Origin of the sequence: Nocardioides cremeus (assembly GCF_030518195.1) — a bacterium.
GTDB classification, from domain to species: Bacteria; Actinomycetota; Actinomycetes; order Propionibacteriales; family Nocardioidaceae; genus Nocardioides; species Nocardioides cremeus.
In genome coordinates, this window is record NZ_JAULSC010000005.1 from 43,201 (window position 1) to 61,310 (window position 18,110).

Below are 18,110 nucleotides of genomic sequence, written 5' to 3' on the forward strand. Positions count from 1 at the left end.
TCTAGTGCAGCAGTCGATCCACGCGCGCAGCGGCCTGTCCGGCATCGGACCCCTGCTCGTGCTCACCGACCTCGTGGCCGTGCTGGCCACCGGGCTCCTCGTCGACCGCGGCCTGTGGCCGGTGGCCCTGGGCACCGCCGCCCTGGGCCTCGCGCTGGTCGCCCGGAGCCTGGGTCTCTACCAGTCGCGCCTGGTGCTGTCGGTCCTCGAGGACCTGCCCGCGCTCCTGGTCACCACGCTCACCGCGGGCCTGCTGGTCCTCGGCCTCGGTCTCGACCCGGCGGCCCCGCGCAGCGACGCCCTGGCCCGCGCCGCCGTCTTCACCGCGGCCCTGGCCGCCATCCTGGTCACCGGCCGGGTGGTGGCCTACGCCGTGGTGCGCACCGGCCGGCGCCGTGGCCTCCTGATGCACCGGGTGGTCATCGTCGGTGCCGACGACATCGGCACCCGGCTCGCGGGCGCCCTGCTCGCCGACCCGGCGACCGGCCTGCAGCCGGTGGGCTTCGTCGACGACGACGCCGACCCCCGCTACCTGCCGGCGCCGCTGCTCGGCGACCTGCGCGCCCTGCCCCGGGTGATGCGCGACCTCAACGTCAACGACGTGGTCTTCGCGTGGGGCGCGCGCACCGACGACCAGACGATCGCCCTGGTGCGGCACTGCCAGCAGATGCAGTACCAGGTCTTCGTGGTGCCGCGCTTCTACGAGGTGATGGGTCTCGACCGGGCGCGCCGCATCGAGGTGGTCAGCGACGTCAGCCTGGTGCGCCTGCGCCGCTGGGCGGTGCGGCCGGGGTCGATGCTGGTCAAGCGCTCCCTCGACATCGTGGTCTCGGCGCTGGCCCTGGTGCTGCTCGCGCCGGTGCTCATCGGCACCGCCGTCGCCGTGCGCCGCGAGCTCGGCTCGCCGATCATCTTCCGCCAGACGCGCGTGGGCCGCGACGGGCGCACCTTCGAGCTGCTGAAGTTCCGCTCGATGGCCGCCTCCACCCGCCAGGGCGACACCACCTGGAACATCGACACCAGCGACCGCCTGGGCCCGGTGGGCCGCTTCATCCGCCGCACCGGCGTCGACGAGCTGCCCCAGCTGTGGAACATCCTGCGCGGCGACATGAGCCTGGTGGGCCCGCGCCCGGAGCGGCCGCACTTCGTGGCCCAGTTCTCCGAGGAGACCCCCGGCTACCGCCACCGGCACCGGATGCGCACCGGGCTGACGGGCTGGGCGCAGGTGAACAACCTGCGCGGCGACACCTCGATCGACGACCGGGCGCGCGCCGACAACTACTACATCACCAACTGGTCGCTGTGGGGCGACGTCAAGATCGTGATGCGCACGGTGCGCACGGTCGCGCGCCGCGAGCCCCGTCGCGACGAGGAGCTCATGGACCTCGTCGTGGAGGCCGGGACTCCACCAGACTCAGCGCGAGCTGGCTGACCCGCCGCGCGGCCTCGGCGGCGTCGCGGGTGGCCAGCACGTGCCGCCAGCCGCGCATCCCCTCGGCGTCGGCCAGGCCGGGCTCGGTGAGCCGGCGCACGATCGCCTCGGCGAAGTCCTCGGGCCGGTCGGGGCGCACCATCGCCCCGCACTCGTAGGGCAGGCTCTCCTCGATCCCCTCGATCCACGAGGCGATCACGCTGCGCCCGGCCGCCATCGCCTCCATCGGCGCCAGCGCGGCTCCCTCGTACTGCGAGGGGAAGACCACCACGTCGGCGGCGCTGAGCCAGGACGGGACGTCGGTGCGGGGCCCGACCATCTGCACGCCCTCGAGGTCGGCGGCCTGCTCGCGCAGCAGCTGCTCGTCTGGCCCGCTGCCCACCAGCACCAACCGGGCACCGGGACACGCGCGCCGCACCGCCGACCAGGCCTCCAGCAGCACCTGCTGGCCCTTCTGGGCGCTGAGCCGGCCGATGCAGACCACGGTCGGGGCGTCGACGACGAGGTCGAGCGCGCGGCGGGCGTCGCGGCGCTCGTCGTCGTCGGTGAGGGTGAAGCGCTCGAGGTCGACGCCGTTGGGCACCACCGAGATCGGCGCCAGCACGCCTCGCTCGCGCCCGACAGCGGCCTCGCCGTCGCTGACGCAGATCAGGTGGTCGGTCCACCGGGCGGCGAAGCGCTCCCAGCGGGCGGCCAGCACCGCCTTCGGGCCGCTGCCGGCCAGGAAGGACCAGCCGTGCGGCTGGAAGATCGTCGGCACCTGGCTGCGCACCGCCATCCGGCCGAACAGGCCCGCCTTCGAGCTGTGCAGGTGCACCAGGTCGGGCTCGACGTCGGCGACCAGGCGGGCGTAGCGACCGACCTCCTCGACGACCGAGGGCCCGGGCTCGCGCGCCGCGTCGAACCAGCGCACCTCGGCCCCGAGCTCGCGCGCTGAGTAGCCCAGCCACCCCTCGGAGGGACAGGCCACGGTGACGCTCCAGCCACGCTCCACCTGGTCGCGGACGTAGGTCAGCAGCACGCCCGCGGTCCCCTCGCTGGTGGGCACCGAGGTGTGCAGGACGCGTGGCCGGCCCGGGTGCGGGGCCCGCTGGCGGCGGCTCAGGCCGCCCACTTGTCCTTGCTCCGCCCGACGAGGACGGCTCCCAGCAGACGGGATCCCGAGGCGACCAGGCGGTAGTGCACCTTGGTCAGCTCGGGCGGGCGCAGCTCACCCTCGGTCACGGCGAGCAGCACGGCGCCCTGGCTGCCCATGATCGCCGCGTCGTCGTTCATCGTGATCGAGTTGGCGATCACCACGACCACGTCGAACTGCTCGCGCATCTCCTGCGCCGCACCGGCGAAGCTGGTCTCCAGCAGCCGGCCGTGCGACTCGGCGCCCCAGCGCCCCGACGAGACCACCTCCAGCCCCTCGACCGGGCCGGCGTTGAGGGCCGAGGACAGCGGTGCGCCGCGCAGCACCTCGTAGAGGCCGGCGGTCTGGGGCTCGAGCTGGGTGGGCCGGTTGGCGCCGGCGCCCATCCGGGCGTCGACCAGCAGGGTCGTGCGCCCCACGCCGGCCAGCGAGATCGCCAGGTTGGCCGCGATCCAGGCGTTGAGGTCGCCGTCGGTGACCCCGGTGACGACGACCATGCCGGCGGGGTCGCCGCTGGCCTCGACCTCCATCGAGACGCGCAGGCGACGGAAGACGTCGGCGTCGGGCGTGCCGGCGTACATCGCCAGCAGGCCCGGCTCGCGCGGAGGCTGGATGTGGGCCAGCACCGGCAGGTCGATGATCTCCTCGACGGTGGCGGCGCTCGAGACGGTGTAGGTGCGGCGGTCGCGCACCAGCGCCGCCGAGACGGCCAGCACCAGGGCGAGCAGCGCGCCCACGCCGATCGCCAGCAGCAGGTTGGGGCTGGAGAAGGTCACCGGCGCCCGGGCCGGGTCGCTGGGCGAGAACCGGAAGGCGCCCTCGCTGGGGTCGTTGAGCGGCAGCGCGGCGGAGACCAGGTTGGCGATGTCGGCGGCGACCTGCGGGTCACGGTCGTCGGCCTCGACCTCGATCAGCACCGTGCCCTCGACCCAGCGCGCGTCGATGGCGCGGCGCAGCTCGTCGGTCGTGCGCTGCACGTCGAGCTGGGCCTGCACCTCGGTGACGATGTCGGTGGAGTTCGCGTTCTCGGCCAGGGTGCCGCGCAGGGCGTCGAGGTCCTCGACGGTGCTGCCTCCGGCGGCGGCCGCGGCCACCTCGGCGCGAGCGGTGTAGGTCTTGGGCGCCACGGCCACACCGGCGGCCACGGCCGCTCCGACGAGGACGGTCACCAGCAGGACCAGCAGGCGTTGCCTCCACAGGGCACCGCCGAGCTCACGCATCTCCATTTTTTCTCTTCCCCCCAGAAGCACTGCAGTTGGACCTTCAACGACCAGCATGCCCGGAGGTCCCGCGCCGACCGGTGTGAGGTGGACGACCCGGGTCCTGGAGCCGGCCCAGTCCTTCGTGTCTCCTACCCATCGACCCAGTGTCCAAACGTGCACCGAGGCGCTGCGCCGCCGATCTCATCCCCGACGCCCAGCTCGGCGTACAGCCCGAGGTAGTCGGCGCGCATCGCATCCACGGAGTAGCGCTGCGCGACCAGCTCGCGGCCCCGCGCGACCAGCCGCTGGGCGTGGTGGGGGTCGTCGAGGACCGCGGACAGGCCGTCGTGCAGGGCCTCGACCTCACCGGGCTCGACCAGCTCGGCCGCACCGGCCAGCTCGACCAGTCCGCCGACGCGGCTGGCCACCAGGGGCACGCCCGCGGCGAGGCTCTCGAGCGCCGCCATCGACAGGCCCTCGCGGTCGCTGGCCACCACGGCCACGTCGCTGGCGGCCAGCAGGGCCGGCACGTCGCTGCGCGTGCCCAGCAGCCGCACCCGGCCGCGCAGGCCGAGCCGGCCGATCAGGCGGTCGAGGCGCTCGCGCTCGGGCCCGTCGCCGACGACCAGCAGCGTGCCGCTCGCCCGCCGGGCCCAGGCACCGACCAGGAGGTCCTGCCGCTTGGGCGGCACCAGGCGGGCCACGCACAGCGCTACCTGCTCGTCGCGGGCCAGGCCGAGGGAGAGCCGTGCCGCGGCGCGCGAGGCCAGCACCGGCACCGGCACCGCGTTGGGCACCACCCGGACCCGCTCCTGGGGTAGGCCGTGCAGCACCAGGTCGGCGGCCACCGAGTCGGAGACGGCCACCACCAGGTCGGACCAGCGCTCCAGCACCCGCACCGCGGGGGCGTAGTCGCCGGGCGCCAGCCCGTGCACGGTGCTCAGCACCGGAGGCCGGCCGGTGGCCAGGGTGCCCAGGCGCCCGGTGAGGGTGGCCCGCACGTTGTGGGCGTGCACCAGGTCGGGCCGCCCCCGCACGCTCCAGCGCGCCACCCGGGCGCTGGCCGCGGCCAGGCGTCGCGTGCCCGGCACCCGCATCGGCACCCGCAGGTGCTCGATGCCTGCCGCCGCCAGCCCGCCTGCCCGCCAGCCCTCGTCGCTGGCCACGCACACCCGGTGGCCGTCGACGACCAGGGCGGCCGCGAGGTCGGCCACCAGCGTCTCCGCCCCGCCCGAGCCCATCTCGGCGATCGACATCAGCAGGCGCACGGCACCTCCAGGTCGTAGAGCGCGCCCAGCCGGTCGAGGCAGTGCTCAAGCGTGTACGCCGCGAGCACGCGCTCCCTGGCCGCGTCGCCCATCGCGCGCCGACGCACCGGGTCGTCGCGCAGGACGCACAGCGCCGCCGCCACCCGCGCCGCGTCGCCGGCGGGCACCAGGAGGCCCTCACGACCTTCGCGCAGCACCTCGGGCACGCCGCCGACCGCGGTGGCCAGCGCGGGCAGGCCCGCCGCCATCGCCTGCAGGAGCACCATCGGACAGCTCTCGGCCAACGAGGTCAGCAGCAGGGCGTCCGCGCGCCCGAGGACCTCCTCGGGCCGCGCCACACGACCGAGGAGCTCGACCCGGTCCGCCAGCCCGGCGGCGTCCAGCCTCGCCACCAGCACGTCGCGCGACGGCCCGTCGCCGGCCAGCAGCACCCTGACGCCCTCGACGCCTGCCAGTGCGTCGACCAGCACGTCGAGGCCCTTGACGGGCTCGAGCGACCCGATCCACGCCACCACCAGCTCACCGGGACGGGCCGGGCCGCGGTCGCCCGGGCGGAAGCGCAGGTGGTCGACGCCGTTGGGCACCACGTGCACCCGCGCGGGGGCCAGCCCCACGTGCTCGACGGCGTACGTCGCCACCGCCGCGCTGGGCGAGACGACCTCGGCGCCGCTCCACCGGGTGATCCAGCGCTCGCCGTGCAGGTAGTACAAGCGGTCGCGACGGCGGCGGTCCGCGGCACGGCGGTTGCCGTCCACCAGGTCGCTCAGGGCGTCGGGCACCCCGTGCAGCGTGTAGACCACGCGGGTGCCCCGCAGCGCGGGGGCGAGGGCACGACCCACCCAGCCGGCGCGCCGGTCCTGCAGGTGCAGCACGTCGGGGCGCAGCCGGCGCAGCTGCCCGGCCAGGCGAACCAGGCCGGGCAGGTCCCGCTTCGAGGTGGCCGCCACCGGGTGCCACACCACCCCCGCACGCTCGGCGCGGGCGGTGCCGGGCCCCGTCGGGCCCACGACGTGGGAGTCGACGCCACGGCCCGCGAGCCCGACGGCGACGTCGACGGCGTGGTCGACAGGGCCGCCGTGCTGCTGGGTGAGCACCTGGACGACCCGGCGGGGCGCGCCCGGGGCACCCACCTCTCAGTCCTCCGGTTCCGGGTCGGGCGGCTCGTCGACGAGCAGCACGGCACCCAGCGCCACGAGGAGCCACAGGGGCAGGAAGAACTGCTCGCTGAGGAAGCAGGCCGCCGTCATGGTGCCGACCAGGGCGGCGAGGACGGCCGAGGCCAGGGCCGAGCCGTCCCGGCGCCAGGCCCGCCACGCCCCGCGCAGCCCGGCGACCAGCAGCCCCACGAAGCCGGCCAGGCCCAGCAGGCCCAGCTCGGCCGCGACCTCGAGGTAGGTGTGGTGGGCCACGTCGAGGTCGTTGGTGGCGCTGACGGGCAGCTGATCGAGCCAGCGCTCGTGCTCGGCCCCGAAGGAGCCGGGTCCCTGGCCCAGCAGCGGGGCGTCGAGGGCCATTGCACCGGCGGCCTCCCACAGCTGCAGCCTCTCGGCCACGTTGCGGTCGGCCACCGCGTCCTTGGCGGTCAGGCTCTCGCCGACGAGGTCGGGGAAGAGCCCCACGACCAGGGCGGTGAGCACCAGCAGCGACCCCAGGACGCCCATCAGCTGCTGGAGGCTGACCTGGCGGGCGACGACGGCGACCACCAGCATCACCACGAGGCCGACCAGGGCCCCGCGCGAGAAGGTGCCCAGCAGGGCGAGGGTGATCAGCACCGTGGCGACGTCGTAGACCCCCGGGCGCCAGCCGGGGCGCCGCACCGCCAGCGAGAGCGGGAGCGCCGCGAGCAGGAAGAAGGCGAGGTCGTTGGGGTCGCCGATCGGGCCAGCCACGCGCCGGTCGAGGCCGTCGGTGAACCGGTCGAGACCCAGCGTGTAGGAGACGATGCCGGCCAGCGCGGCGAGCGCGGAGGCGCCCACGTAGACCCGGGCCAGCGTCATCGGGGCCAGGCGGCCCGCGCGCATCGTGTCGACCAGCACCACCAGCAGCGCCAGGAACCCGGCCCAGCGCACCAGCACCGCCCCGCCGTCGGGCACCCCGTTGACGGCGGTGGACGCCAGCAGGGCCACAGCGAGCACTCCGGCCGCGGCCAGCGCCTTGGTGCGCGGCCCGCTGTGCAGCCGCCCGCGGCTGCGGCGCACGAGCCACGACCCGACCGCCAGCGCCGCGAGCACCTTGGTCGCACGCGGATCGAGCACGGCCAGGTAGTCCTCGAAGAGCGAGGCGGCCACCACGAGGCCCAGGGCGACCTCGAGACGGGTCAGCATCACCACCAGCGCCAGGCCGGCCACGAGGAGGGGGCCGACGAGCTCGGGCGCCAGGCCGACCGCGGCCCCACCGACCACGGCGAGCAGCGCCGGCACCAGCACGAGGGGCCACTGGCGCGTCGCGCCCACCGTCGCCTCCGCCGGGGGGCGCTCGGGCTCCCCGGCCGTCCCGGGCTCGGTGGTGACCCCGGCGTCGGTGCCGCTCATGCCAGGACCTCTCGTCGGCGCAGGAGCCCGAGGACGGCGCGCCAGGCGTCGGCGCCGACGGCGCGCATCACGACCAGGAAGACGAGCACGGCCACCAGGGTGGTGGCCGCGAGCGCCGCCACTCCCCCGCCGGCGACCGGGTCGAGCGCGCGCAGCCCGAGCACGGCGAGCGCCATCGCGGCCGAGGCGACCAGCGCGGGGCGGACGTCGGCGCGCAGCCGGGCCGCGGAGGTGCCGGGCACGGCCCGGCGGGCCAGCGCGAGCGCCGGCACCGCCACGGCGGCCACGACCGCGACCTGGACCAGCGCCACCGCGACGATGCCGCGCTCGACCACGAACAGCAGGGTCACGCCGAGGACCACCAGGTGACCCAGCCGCACCGCCATGGCCACCCCGGGGCGGCCGGCGGCGTTGAGCACGGTCAGGCACACCTGCAGCAGCGCGAGCAGCAGCGCATAGCCGGCGAGCAGGGCGAGCACCGGCGTCGCCGGCGCCCACTCGGCGCCCAGCAGCACCAGGTCGTCGGCCAGCAGCACCAGCAGCAGGCAGGCGGGCAGCATCAGCGAGAAGGTCACCGCCAGGGCGACCTCGGCGGCCCGCGCCCGGTCCCCGCCGCGCGCGCGGCACAGGTAGGGGAACGCGGCACCGGTGACCACCACGGCCACCATCAGGTAGGGCATGTTGGCGATGCGGTAGGACAGCGAGTAGTGGCCCAGCGCCAGCGCACCCAGCACCCGCGCCACGAGCAGGTAGTCGAGGTTGAGCTGGACCACCTCGAGCAGGTGGGCGCCCGAGAACGGGGCACCGAAGGAGACCAGCGCCCGCGCGTCGGCGCCGTCCCAGCCGGGCAGCACCGGACGGTGCACGACCCAGGCCAGCAGCATCATCAGCACCGCCTGGGTGACCTGGCCCGCGACCAGCGCCATCACGCCGACGCCCTGGGTCACCAGGGCGATCGCCACCGCGGCGCCGACCACCGCCGAGACCGTGTCGGGGACGATGCGACGCGCGAAGGCCAGGCGCCGGCGCAGCAGCTCGGTGGTGACACCCGCGACGGCCAGGCACGGCAGCACGACGGTCAGTCCGCGGATCACCGCTGCCCCCCCGTCGTCGGCGCGCAGGCTGGAGGCCAGGAGCGGAGCGGTGACCCACAGCAGTGCGGCGAGCGCGCTGCTGGTCACCAGTCCCAGGCTCAGCGCGGTGCGGGCTGCCCGCTCGACGCGCTGCGTGCTGCCATCGAGGTGCACCAGCGCGTTGGCGGTGCCGAGGGTGCCGAGGATGGCCGCCACGTTGGCCACCAGGCTGCCCAGCGCCACCAGGCCCAGGGCCGAGGGAGTGAGCAGGGCGGCCAGGGTCAGCAGCACCACCGTGTGCGCCGCCTTGACCACGATGCCGTTGGTGGCCAGCCACAGCGCGCCGCGCGCGGTGCTGCCGGCGGGGTCGTGGGGGGTCACCGGCGGCGGGCTCGTGCGCGCACGCGTCGACGCCGTCATCTGACACCCCCCGGTGGTCGTCGTGCGGCCCCGACGGGCACTGCACGACTTCATTGTTACCCAGACGGTTTCGGTTCACACCTGTACGGTCATACTCTCGGCAGGTGCCGCGCTCTCGGCGGCATCGACGTGGTGTCACCAGGGGGTCGTGTGCACAAGCTCGTCGTGGGGGCCTGCGCCCTGGTGCTGACCGGCCTCCTCACCTCCGGGTGCAGCACCATCCGCGCCCAGGTCGACGGGTCCACCCGCGCCGACAGCGCGTCGATCGAGATGGCGCCCGTGCTCGAGACCGCCGAGTGGGCCGTCAACGACGGCCTCGTGTCGGTGATGGTGCGCAACGACGACTCGCGGGTGCTGCGCACCGCGACGGTCGCGCTGCAGGGCGTCGACGCCGACGGGGTGCTCGTCGGGGTCTGGGACACCGACACGATGGCCGGCGAGAGCGCCTGCTGCACGGTCCTCGACCTCGAGCCCGGCGAGGAGTTCGGCCTCTACTTCGCCGTGGGCCCCGACGCCGAGCGGATCGACGACGTCGAGCTGTCCTTCACCGAGATCTCGTGGGCCAAGGCGGGCTCGGAGGCCGCCGAGCCGGTGGCGGCCGCGCTGCCGCAGGACACGATGCTGGGCCCGGACCGCACCGTGGTCACCGCCCGTGTCGAGACCGGCGACCAGGACGTGCCCCGCGCCCTGGTCCAGGCGGTGCTGCGCGGGCGCGCGGGCAAGCTGATCGCGGTCGTGACCGGCCGTTGGAGCTGCTTCGAGGCCGGCGAGGAGCGCCGCATCCGGATGGAGCTCTTCCAGCGGGTGCCGGTGGGCACCGCCGTCGACACCGTCACGGTCGACCGGCTCGACAACGCCCCGCAGCCGACCTGCCCCTGAGCCGGGGCCCGGCCCTGCCGCTCAGTGGCCGCGGAAGAGCCAGCCCAGGGGCCTCGGGTCCGCCGGGGCCTCCTCGAGGTCGTCCTTGGCCGGCTCGTCAGCAGCCTGCGCGCCCCGAGCCCGTACGTCGCTGCCGCCTCCGTCGCCGGCGGTGTGGCGGACGTCGGCGCCGTGCAGCGCCGTGACGGCGTACAACGACTCGCGCGACTCGACCACGACCTCCTCGTCGGGGGCCGGCACCGGCTCGCGGTCCTGCTCGGGCTCAGCCTCGACGACCTCCACCGCCTCGGGCGCGGCCTCCGGCTCCGGCTCGCTGACCGCCGCCGCGACGGGCGCGGCGACCGGCCGGTCGGAGTCCACGAGGTCGGCCCCGGCGTCGGCCAGGCTCTCGGCGGTCCTCTGCACGCGCTGCACGGTGGAGTGCGCGCCGGAGAGCAGCGAGCCCAGGTCACCCAGGCTGCCTCCGATGTCGGCGAGCAGCCGCTCGACGCGGGCGCGCAGCTCGCCGGCCTCGGCCGCGGCCTGGTTGGTCAGGTCGAGCGCCTCGGCTCGAGCCTGGGCCAGCGTCGCCTCGGCGCGCTGACGGGCCTCCTGCACGAGCGACGAGGCGAGCGTCTCGGCCTCGGCGACCATCGACTCGGCCTCGGCGGCCGCCTGCTCACTGATCCGGTTCGCCTCGGCCACGATCTCGGAGGCCTCGCGGCGAGCAGCGAGCTCGGCACGCAACCGTGTGGTCTGCTCCCCCGCGCTCGAGGCGCCGGCCTCCGCGCCTTCGCGCACGCTGTCGGTGTCGTCCGTCACTGGCCCCCCTAGCTGTGGGCCCGCCCGGTGGCGGGCCCGACGGTCCCGGTCAGCCTACCCGCAGAATCCGCCGTTACACCCGTTCACCCGAAGCGGGACGACGCCCCCCGCCTCACTCCTGCACGGCCTTGGCCACGCTGACCAGCCGGGTCACGTGGTCGCGCTCGGCGGGCCCCAGCCGCGACCCGCTGGCCACCGCGTCCTGCACCACCCACAGCACGCCCAGGACCTGGCGCACGACGGTCCAGGCCACCGCGCGGTCCTCGTCGAGCCCGGCGGCGTCGACGACGGCGTGGAAGCGGCGCCGGACACCGCCCCGCACGTCGCCGGCCAGGTCGTCCCACCGGTTCCACAGCAGCGGAGCCGGCTCCCAGTGCGGGTCGCCGCTGAGCGGCTTGGGGTCGATCGCCACCCACTGCGCCAGGTCCGGGCCGGTGGCCAGCACGTTCGCGTAGTGCAGGTCGCCGTGCACCAGCACCCCGTCGCAGCGCTCGTCACCGGCCAGGTCACTGATGAGCGAGAGGCACTGCTCCACCATCCGGCGCGGCAGCGGCGCCTGGGGCGGCAGCGCCCGCAGCGGCTCGACCTGGCGGCCGACGTACTCGCTGAGCCGGCGCAGGCGTGGTGGCGCCGCGACGTGCAGCAGCGGGTAGAGCGCCGCGACCTGCTCGCAGTCGGCCACGTCCCAGCCACCGCCCAGGTCGGTGCGCTCGAGCCGGTCGAGCAGCAGCGCACGGCGCCGCGGGTCGGCGCGACGCAGCCGGACCGCGCCGTGCCCGGCCCAGTGCTGCAGGGCCAGCGCCTCGTGCCCGGTCTCCTCGTCGGGGAAGGCCACCTTGAGCACCGCCGCGGACCCGTCGGGGTCGCGCACCGGCAGCACCACCGCGGTCTCGCCCCACCAGAGCTCGGTGCCCGCACGCAGCGACCACTCCTCGACCAGGTCGCCGAGGCGGCCCGGCAGCGCGTCGACGTACGCCGCCCACGCCGGCCCCCGCTCGGCGAAGGCCAGCACGGGGTCGGGCAGCCGGGGCAGCGCGGCCACGACGACCTACTTCTTGGTCTTCTCCGGGGCGGGCGCGTTGGAGAGCGCGGCCACGAAGGCCTCCTGGGGGACCTCGACGCGGCCGACCATCTTCATCCGCTTCTTGCCCTCCTTCTGCTTCTCCAGCAGCTTGCGCTTGCGGCTGATGTCGCCGCCGTAGCACTTGGCCAGCACGTCCTTGCGGATCGCGCGGATGTTCTCGCGGGCGATCACCCGGGCGCCGATGGCGGCCTGGATCGGCACCTCGAACTGCTGGCGCGGGATCAGGTCCTTGAGCTTGCCGGCCATCATCACGCCGTAGGAGTAGGCGCCGTCGCGGTGCACGATCGCCGAGAACGCGTCGACCGGCTCGCCCTGCAGCAGGATGTCGACCTTGACCAGGTCGGCGGCCTGCTCGCCCGAGCGCTGGTAGTCCAGCGAGGCGTAGCCCTTGGTCTTCGACTTCAGCTGGTCGAAGAAGTCGAAGACGATCTCGCCCATCGGCAGGGTGTAGCGCATCTCGACCCGGTCCTCGGAGAGGTAGTCCATGCCCTCCAACGTGCCGCGCTTGGCCTGGCACAGCTCCATGATGACGCCGATGTGGTCGCTCGGGCTGAGGATCGTCGCCTTGACGACCGGCTCCCGGACCTCGTCGATCTTGCCCTCGGGGAACTCGCTCGGGTTGGTGACGACGACCTCGGAGCCGTCCTCCATGAGCACGTCGTAGACCACGTTGGGCGCGGTGGAGATCAGGTCGAGGTCGAACTCGCGCTCGAGCCGGTCGCGGGTGATCTCCATGTGCAGCAGGCCCAGGAAGCCGATGCGGAAGCCGAACCCGAGCGCCCCGGAGGTCTCCGGCTCGTAGGTGAGCGCGGCATCGTTGAGCTGCAGCTTCTCGAGCGCCTCACGCAGGTCGCCGAAGCGGTCGCCGTCGATCGGGTAGAGCCCCGCGTAGACCATCGGGTTGGGGTGCTTGTAGCCGCCGAGCATCTCGGTGGCGCCGTTGTGCTGGGTGGTGACGGTGTCACCTACACGCGACTGGCGCACGTCCTTCACGCCGGTGATCAGGTAGCCGACCTCGCCCACACCCAGCTCGCCGGCCTTGACCTGCTCGGGGCTGATCACGCCCACCTCGAGCATCTCGTGGGTGGCGCCCGTCGACATCATCTTGATGCGGTCGCGGTGGTTGAGCGAGCCGTCGATGACGCGCACGTAGGTGATGACACCGCGGTAGGTGTCGTAGACGGAGTCGAAGATCAGCGCGCGGGCCGGCTTGTCGGCCGCACCGACCGGCGGCGGGGTCTGCTTGACGATCTCGTTGAGCAGCGCCTCGACGCCGAAGCCGGTCTTGGCGCTGACGCGCAGCACGTCCTCGGGCTCGCAGCCCACCAGGCCGGCGAGCTCGGCGGCGTACTTGTCGGGGTTCGCGCTGGGCAGGTCGATCTTGTTGAGCACCGGGATGATGTGCAGGTCGGCGCCCATCGCCAGGTAGAGGTTGGCCAGCGTCTGGGCCTCGATGCCCTGCGCGGCGTCGACCAGCAGCACCGCGGTCTCGCAGGCCTCGAGCGAGCGGGAGACCTCGTAGGTGAAGTCGACGTGGCCGGGCGTGTCGATCATGTTCAGCACGTAGGTGCCGGCCTCGGCGCCCTCGTCGTTGCCGTCCTCGACGCCCCACGGCATCCGCACGGCCTGGCTCTTGATCGTGATGCCGCGCTCACGCTCGATGTCCATCCGGTCCAGGTACTGCGCCCGCGCCGCGCGCGCGTCGACGACGCCGGTCAGCTGCAGCATCCGGTCGGCCAGCGTCGACTTGCCGTGGTCGATGTGGGCGATGATGCAGAAGTTGCGCAGCGTCGACGGGTCGGTCTGCCCGGGGACGGGCCAGGACTTCGGGGGAACGGCAGGCACGGGGTCTCAGGGATCTCTCGGACGACGGGGCACGGACGCGGCCATCCTCCCACGGGCGCGGTCGAAGCCCCGCGTCCCGGGGGCCGGCCTCACTCGGGGCTGACCACCATCTCCTTGGCCTTGGCGATCGCGAAGCCCCAGCCCTGCTCGAGGGTCGGCTTGGAGGGCACGGCGATCTCGTCGGGGTTGGTGACCACGTCGAGCAGCACCGGGCCGTCGTGCGCGAGCGCGCGGCGTACGGCGTCGTCGAGGTCGTGCGGGTCCTCGACCCGGATGCCGCGCATCCCGACCGCCTCGGCCACTGCCGCCAGGTCGGGGTTGTGCAGGACCGTGCCGAACTCGGCCATCGCCACCTGCTCCATCTCGAGCTTGACCATGCCCAGGCGGCCGTTGTCGAAGACCACCAGCTTGACCGGCAGGTCGTGGCTGACCGCGGTGATCAGGTCGCCCATCAGCATCGTCAGCCCGCCGTCGCCGCACAGCGCGACGACCTGGCGGTCGTGGTCGAGCGCCTGCGCGCCCAGCGCCTGCGGCATCGCGTTGGCCATCGAGCCCAGGTTGAAGGAGCCGAGCAGGCGCCGGTCGCGGTCGATGCGCACGAAGCGCGACAGCCAGGTGGTGGCCATCCCGGTGTCGGCGGTGAAGATCGCGTCGGAGGCGGCGTGGCGGTCGACGAGCCCGGCGAGCAGCTCGGGACGGATCCTGCGGTCGGGGTTGTCGACCTTGCGGCGCAGGAAGCCGGCGGGCTTCTTCTCGTAGGCCGGGTCGACGTAGTGCTGCTGCAGGTCCTGCCAGGTCTCGTACGCCGAGCGCGCGCGGTCGAGGTGGCCGCGGTCCTCGCGGCGCTCCAGGTGCGGCAGCAGCGCGCCCACCGCGAGCCCGGCATCGCCGACCACGGCGTGGTCGACCGGGTGCCGCCGCCCGATGTGGGTGCCGTCGCGGTCGATCTGCACCACCGTGGGCCCCGAGGGGTAGAACTCCTTGTAGGGGAAGTCGGTGCCGACCATCAGCAGCAGGTCGCAGGTCTCGAGGGCCAGCGTGGTCGCGGGGTTGCCCAGCAGGCCCGACTGGCCCACCTCGTAGGGGTTGTCGTGGTCGAAGGCCTCCTTGCCCTTCAGCGCCACCACCATCGGCGCGGCCAGCCGCTCGGCCAGCTCGAGCACCTCGTCGCGGGCGCCGGACGCGCCCTGGCCGACCAGCAGCGTGACCCGCTCGGCCGCCGCGATCGCGTCGGCGGCGGCGCGCACCGAGTCGGGCGTCGGGGCGGCGGTGGCGAGCTCGGCGACGAAGCGCGGCACGGCGGTGCCCTTGGCGACCTCGAGCTCGCCGACGTCGCCGGGCACCGTCAGCACCGCGACCCCGCCCTGCTGCAGCGCGGCGTTGCCGGCCTGCTCGAGCAGGGTCGGCAGCTGGGAGGGGTCGGTGACGGTGGCGGTGAAGACCGACACGTCGGCGAAGAGGACGTCGTTGTCGACCTCCTGGAAGAAGTCGCTGCCGATCTCGGCCCGGGGCACCTGCCCGCAGATCGCCAGCACCGGCGCGTGCGACTTCTTGGCGTCGTACAGGCCGTTGAGCAGGTGGATCGCGCCCGGCCCGACGGTGCCCATGCAGACCCCCAGCCGCCCCGTGAGCTGGGCCTGGGCCCCGGCGGCGAACGCCGCCACCTCCTCGTGGCGCACCCCCATCCAGCGCAGCCGCTCCTCGCGGCGGATGGCGTCGGTGACCGGGTTGAGGGCGTCGCCCACGACGCCCCAGACCTCGGTGGTGCCGTGGTCGGCGATGGCCTCGATGATCAGCTCTGCGACGGTCGTCATGGCCCCACGCTCCCGCGGGCACGCCCGGCGGCGGAAGGCCCCGGCGGGTGAGGTCGCCCGACCCTCCTGGCGCGTCCCGGGGTGTCGCGCCGCCTCGAGCGCGCCCGCTGGCGCACGATGGGCCGGTGCACCCGCCGCTGGAGGACCTGCCCCACGGACTGACCGCGCGCCGCCTGGAGTGGGTGCACCTGCCGCCCCACGTGCGCCGGCTCGTCGAGCAGCGCTGCGGCACCGCGGTGCTCGAGGCCCGCTCGGTGACCGGCGGCTACACGCCCGGCTTCGCCTCGGTGCTGCACGGCGCCGACGGCTCGCGGCACTACGTGAAGGCGGCCTCGGTGACCGCCCAGCGCTCCTCCGCCCTGACCTACGCAGCCGAGGCGGCCTCGCTGGCCGCGCTCGACGCGGAGTTGCTGCCCGCGCCGCGCTTGTCGTGGAGCCACGGCACCGAGCCCGGGCGGCGCCACCGCGCCGACGACTGGGTCGTGGTCGGCTTCGAGGCGGTGGCCGCCCGCGCGCCGAGGCGCCCCTGGCACGACGACGACCTCACCACGGTGCTCGACGCCCTGGCCGACCTGGCCGTCTCCCCCGCCGCGGCCGGCGTCGACCTGACCGACGTCGCGGAGGACCTCGCCGACTGGCCGGGCCGCTGGGCCGAGGTCCCCGCGGCACGGCCCGACCTCGACCCGGGCCACGTGCGCGAGGCGGAGGCGCTGGCCCGCGACCTGCCCGCTGCCGTGGCCGGCGGCTCCCTGGTGCACGGCGACGTCACCGACGACAACCTGCTGCTGGGCGACGACGGCCGGGTGCTGCTGTGCGGGTGGGCGTGGCCGGCGCTGGGCGCCCCGTGGCTCGACAGCCTGTGGGGCCTGGTGGGCCCGTGCTCCGACGGCGTGGACGTCGAGGCGGTGCTGCGGCGTACCCCGCTGCTCGCCGCGGCTCCGGCCGAGCACGTCGACACGGTGCTGGCCGCGACGGCGGCGTACTTCCTGGCCTCGGCGGGGGGCCGCTCCCCCGCCTGGTCGCCCTACCTGCGGCTGGCACAGCGCCGCCAGGGTGAGGCATGCTGGGCGTGGCTCGGCGAGCGGCGCGGGTGGTGGCCGGCTCCGGCGCCCCGCGTCGGCACCTCGACGCGGTCGGAGGATTTGGGCGGGCTCGTGCGCCGCTGATAATCTCCGATGTCGCGTGTGTGGCGCCCGTGTGCCCCTCCGCGCCCCGACTCAGCACCAGACCATTCGTTCTCAACACCAGCAAAGGCATTGCCCGTGGCGAACATCAAGTCCCAGATCAAGCGCAACAAGCAGAACGAGAAGCGTCACGAGCGCAACAAGGCGGTCAAGACGAACCTCAAGTCCGCTGTGCGCAAGTTCCGCACCGCCGCCGAGGCCGGCGACAAGGAGGCCGCGCTCGTGGCCGGTCGCGACGCCGCCAAGAAGCTCGACAAGGCCGCCTCCAAGGGCGTCATCCACAAGAACCAGGCCGCGAACCGCAAGTCCGCGATCGCCAAGAAGGCCGCTGCTCTCTGATTCCGCGTCTCCGCCCAGCGCGGAGACCGTCTGGTCCTGAGCCGACCCGCCCGACCTCGTCGGGCGGGTCGTCGGCATTTACAGGCTCAGCGCTCGCGCAGCTCGGTGACGGTGAGCACGAGCCGCTCCAGGGTGTACGACGCGTCGCTCGCGGCGCCCTTGATGTCGGCGTCGGCGCGGGCCACCGCACGCACCGCCTCCCCCAGCGCCGCGCTGGACCAGCCCTTGGCCTGGTCGCGCACCGAGCGCACCTTCCACGGCGGCACCCCGATCTCGCGGGCCAGGTCGGCCTCGTTGCGCGAGCGGGCGCCCTTGAAGCGGGCCAGCCCGCGCACCCCGCCGGCGAAGGCGGAGGTGATGAGCACAGCGGGGGTGCCGCCGTCGATGGCCCAGCGCAGCTCCTCGAGGGCCTCGAGGCGCCGCCCCGAGAAGGCCGCGTCGGCGACCGCGAAGGACTTGGCCTCGGCCCGGCCGCCGAAGTAGCGCTTGACCTTCTCCTCGGTGAGCGTCTCGCCGGGGAAGTCGTTGGTCAGCTGGTGGGCCGCGGCCGACAGCGAGCGCAGGTCCTGCCCCACGGCCTGGACCAGGGTGGTGGCGGCCTGCTGGTCCATCCGCGCACCCATGCCGCGGGCCTCGTTGATCACGAACGAGGGGTACTCGGAGGCCTTGAGCTCGGCGGACTTCACCTCGGTGACCGGGCCCAGCTTGCGCAGCTTGGTGAGCACCCCGCTGCCCTTCTGGCCGCCGCTGTGCACGAGCACCAGCGCGACGTCCTCGGCCGGGGCCGCGCAGTAGCCCAGCAGGCCGGCCACCGACTCCTCGGGCAGGTCCTCGAGCTTGCGCACCACCACGCAGCGGGTGCTGGAGAACAGCGACGGTGCCGACAGCTCACCGAGCGTGGCCAGGCTCAGCTCGGCCGCCGCGGCCTCGGAGAGCTCGGCCTCGGCGTCGTGGCCGCGCACCGCGCCGCGCACAGCGGCGACGGTGCGCTCGCCGAAGAACTCCTCCTTGCCCGTCACGAGCGTGACGCGGCCCAGCACGTCGACGGCGGAGGGGGCACGGGGGGCGGAGCGGGCGGCTGGCATGGTGCGCGCAAGCCTGCC

15 protein-coding genes are annotated in these 18,110 nt (G+C 74.5%); 4 read left to right on the top strand and 11 right to left on the bottom strand.

From position 1 onward, the window contains the following. Positions 1–4 precede the first annotated feature (4 nt). Positions 5–1,432 carry a sugar transferase gene (locus tag QWJ41_RS07245; RefSeq protein WP_302706864.1) on the top strand — a complete coding sequence of 476 codons (1,428 nt, stop codon included), beginning with the start codon at positions 5–7 and terminating at the stop codon, positions 1,430–1,432. On the opposite strand, the gene QWJ41_RS07250 is transcribed toward QWJ41_RS07245, so the two are convergent. The 6 genes from QWJ41_RS07250 to QWJ41_RS07275 all read right to left on the bottom strand — a co-directional run bounded on the left by QWJ41_RS07250 (position 1,377) and on the right by QWJ41_RS07275 (position 9,022). Beyond that, complete coding sequence (locus tag QWJ41_RS07250) at positions 1,377–2,546, bottom strand: glycosyltransferase (protein WP_302706865.1); 1,170 nt, start codon at positions 2,544–2,546, stop codon at positions 1,377–1,379. The two genes, QWJ41_RS07245 and QWJ41_RS07250, sit on opposite strands and share 56 nt — an antisense overlap. Then, complete coding sequence (locus QWJ41_RS07255) at positions 2,534–3,787, bottom strand: Wzz/FepE/Etk N-terminal domain-containing protein (protein ID WP_302706867.1); 1,254 nt, start codon at positions 3,785–3,787, stop codon at positions 2,534–2,536. Before QWJ41_RS07255 ends, QWJ41_RS07250 begins: the two co-directional genes overlap by 13 nt. Before the next feature lie 131 nt (positions 3,788–3,918). After that, positions 3,919–5,037: a glycosyltransferase gene (locus QWJ41_RS07260; protein WP_302706869.1), complete on the bottom strand. Its 1,119-nt coding sequence runs from the start codon at positions 5,035–5,037 to the stop codon at positions 3,919–3,921. Beyond that, entirely contained in the window at positions 5,025–6,167 is a 1,143-nt protein-coding gene (locus QWJ41_RS07265) for a glycosyltransferase family 4 protein (protein WP_302706871.1), read from the bottom strand. The genes QWJ41_RS07260 and QWJ41_RS07265 overlap by 13 nt, the downstream gene beginning before the upstream one ends. 3 nt (positions 6,168–6,170) lie before the next feature. Beyond that, positions 6,171–7,568 (bottom strand): O-antigen ligase family protein, encoded by a 1,398-nt coding sequence (locus QWJ41_RS07270; protein ID WP_302706873.1) that lies wholly within the window; start codon positions 7,566–7,568, stop codon positions 6,171–6,173. Further along, complete coding sequence (locus tag QWJ41_RS07275; RefSeq protein ID WP_302706875.1) at positions 7,565–9,022, bottom strand: oligosaccharide flippase family protein; 1,458 nt, start codon at positions 9,020–9,022, stop codon at positions 7,565–7,567. The genes QWJ41_RS07270 and QWJ41_RS07275 overlap by 4 nt, the downstream gene beginning before the upstream one ends. 189 nt (positions 9,023–9,211) lie before the next feature. Here QWJ41_RS07275 and QWJ41_RS07280 point away from each other — a divergent pair, with 189 nt between their 5' ends. Continuing rightward, positions 9,212–9,940: a hypothetical protein gene (locus QWJ41_RS07280; RefSeq protein ID WP_302706876.1), complete on the top strand. Its 729-nt coding sequence runs from the start codon at positions 9,212–9,214 to the stop codon at positions 9,938–9,940. Positions 9,941–9,961: 21 nt separating this feature from the next. On the opposite strand, the gene QWJ41_RS07285 is transcribed toward QWJ41_RS07280, so the two are convergent. The 4 genes from QWJ41_RS07285 to QWJ41_RS07300 form a co-directional block, all read right to left on the bottom strand. Then, positions 9,962–10,741 (bottom strand): SPFH domain-containing protein, encoded by a 780-nt coding sequence (locus tag QWJ41_RS07285; protein ID WP_302706878.1) that lies wholly within the window; start codon positions 10,739–10,741, stop codon positions 9,962–9,964. 112 nt (positions 10,742–10,853) lie between these two features. Further along, complete coding sequence (locus QWJ41_RS07290; RefSeq protein ID WP_302706880.1) at positions 10,854–11,783, bottom strand: aminoglycoside phosphotransferase family protein; 930 nt, start codon at positions 11,781–11,783, stop codon at positions 10,854–10,856. A gap of 6 nt (positions 11,784–11,789) precedes the next feature. After that, positions 11,790–13,670: a translation elongation factor 4 gene (lepA, locus tag QWJ41_RS07295; RefSeq protein WP_302706882.1), complete on the bottom strand. Its 1,881-nt coding sequence runs from the start codon at positions 13,668–13,670 to the stop codon at positions 11,790–11,792. Positions 13,671–13,759: 89 nt separating this feature from the next. Continuing rightward, a complete protein-coding gene (locus QWJ41_RS07300; RefSeq protein ID WP_302706883.1) occupies positions 13,760–15,484 on the bottom strand; it encodes a thiamine pyrophosphate-dependent enzyme in 1,725 nt (574 codons plus the stop codon). A 125-nt stretch (positions 15,485–15,609) separates the two neighbouring features. On the opposite strand from QWJ41_RS07300, the gene QWJ41_RS07305 reads away from it, so the two are divergent. Then, the gene (locus QWJ41_RS07305; RefSeq protein ID WP_302706885.1) at positions 15,610–16,650 is read left to right on the top strand and encodes a phosphotransferase; all 1,041 of its coding nucleotides are present in this window, start codon (positions 15,610–15,612) and stop codon (positions 16,648–16,650) included. Positions 16,651–16,746: 96 nt separating this feature from the next. After that, positions 16,747–17,007 (top strand): 30S ribosomal protein S20, encoded by a 261-nt coding sequence (gene rpsT / locus QWJ41_RS07310; RefSeq protein WP_302706887.1) that lies wholly within the window; start codon positions 16,747–16,749, stop codon positions 17,005–17,007. Between the two features lie 86 nt (positions 17,008–17,093). On the opposite strand, the gene holA is transcribed toward rpsT, so the two are convergent. After that, positions 17,094–18,092 carry a DNA polymerase III subunit delta gene (gene holA, locus QWJ41_RS07315; protein WP_302706889.1) on the bottom strand — a complete coding sequence of 333 codons (999 nt, stop codon included), beginning with the start codon at positions 18,090–18,092 and terminating at the stop codon, positions 17,094–17,096. Positions 18,093–18,110: the final 18 nt, after the last annotated feature.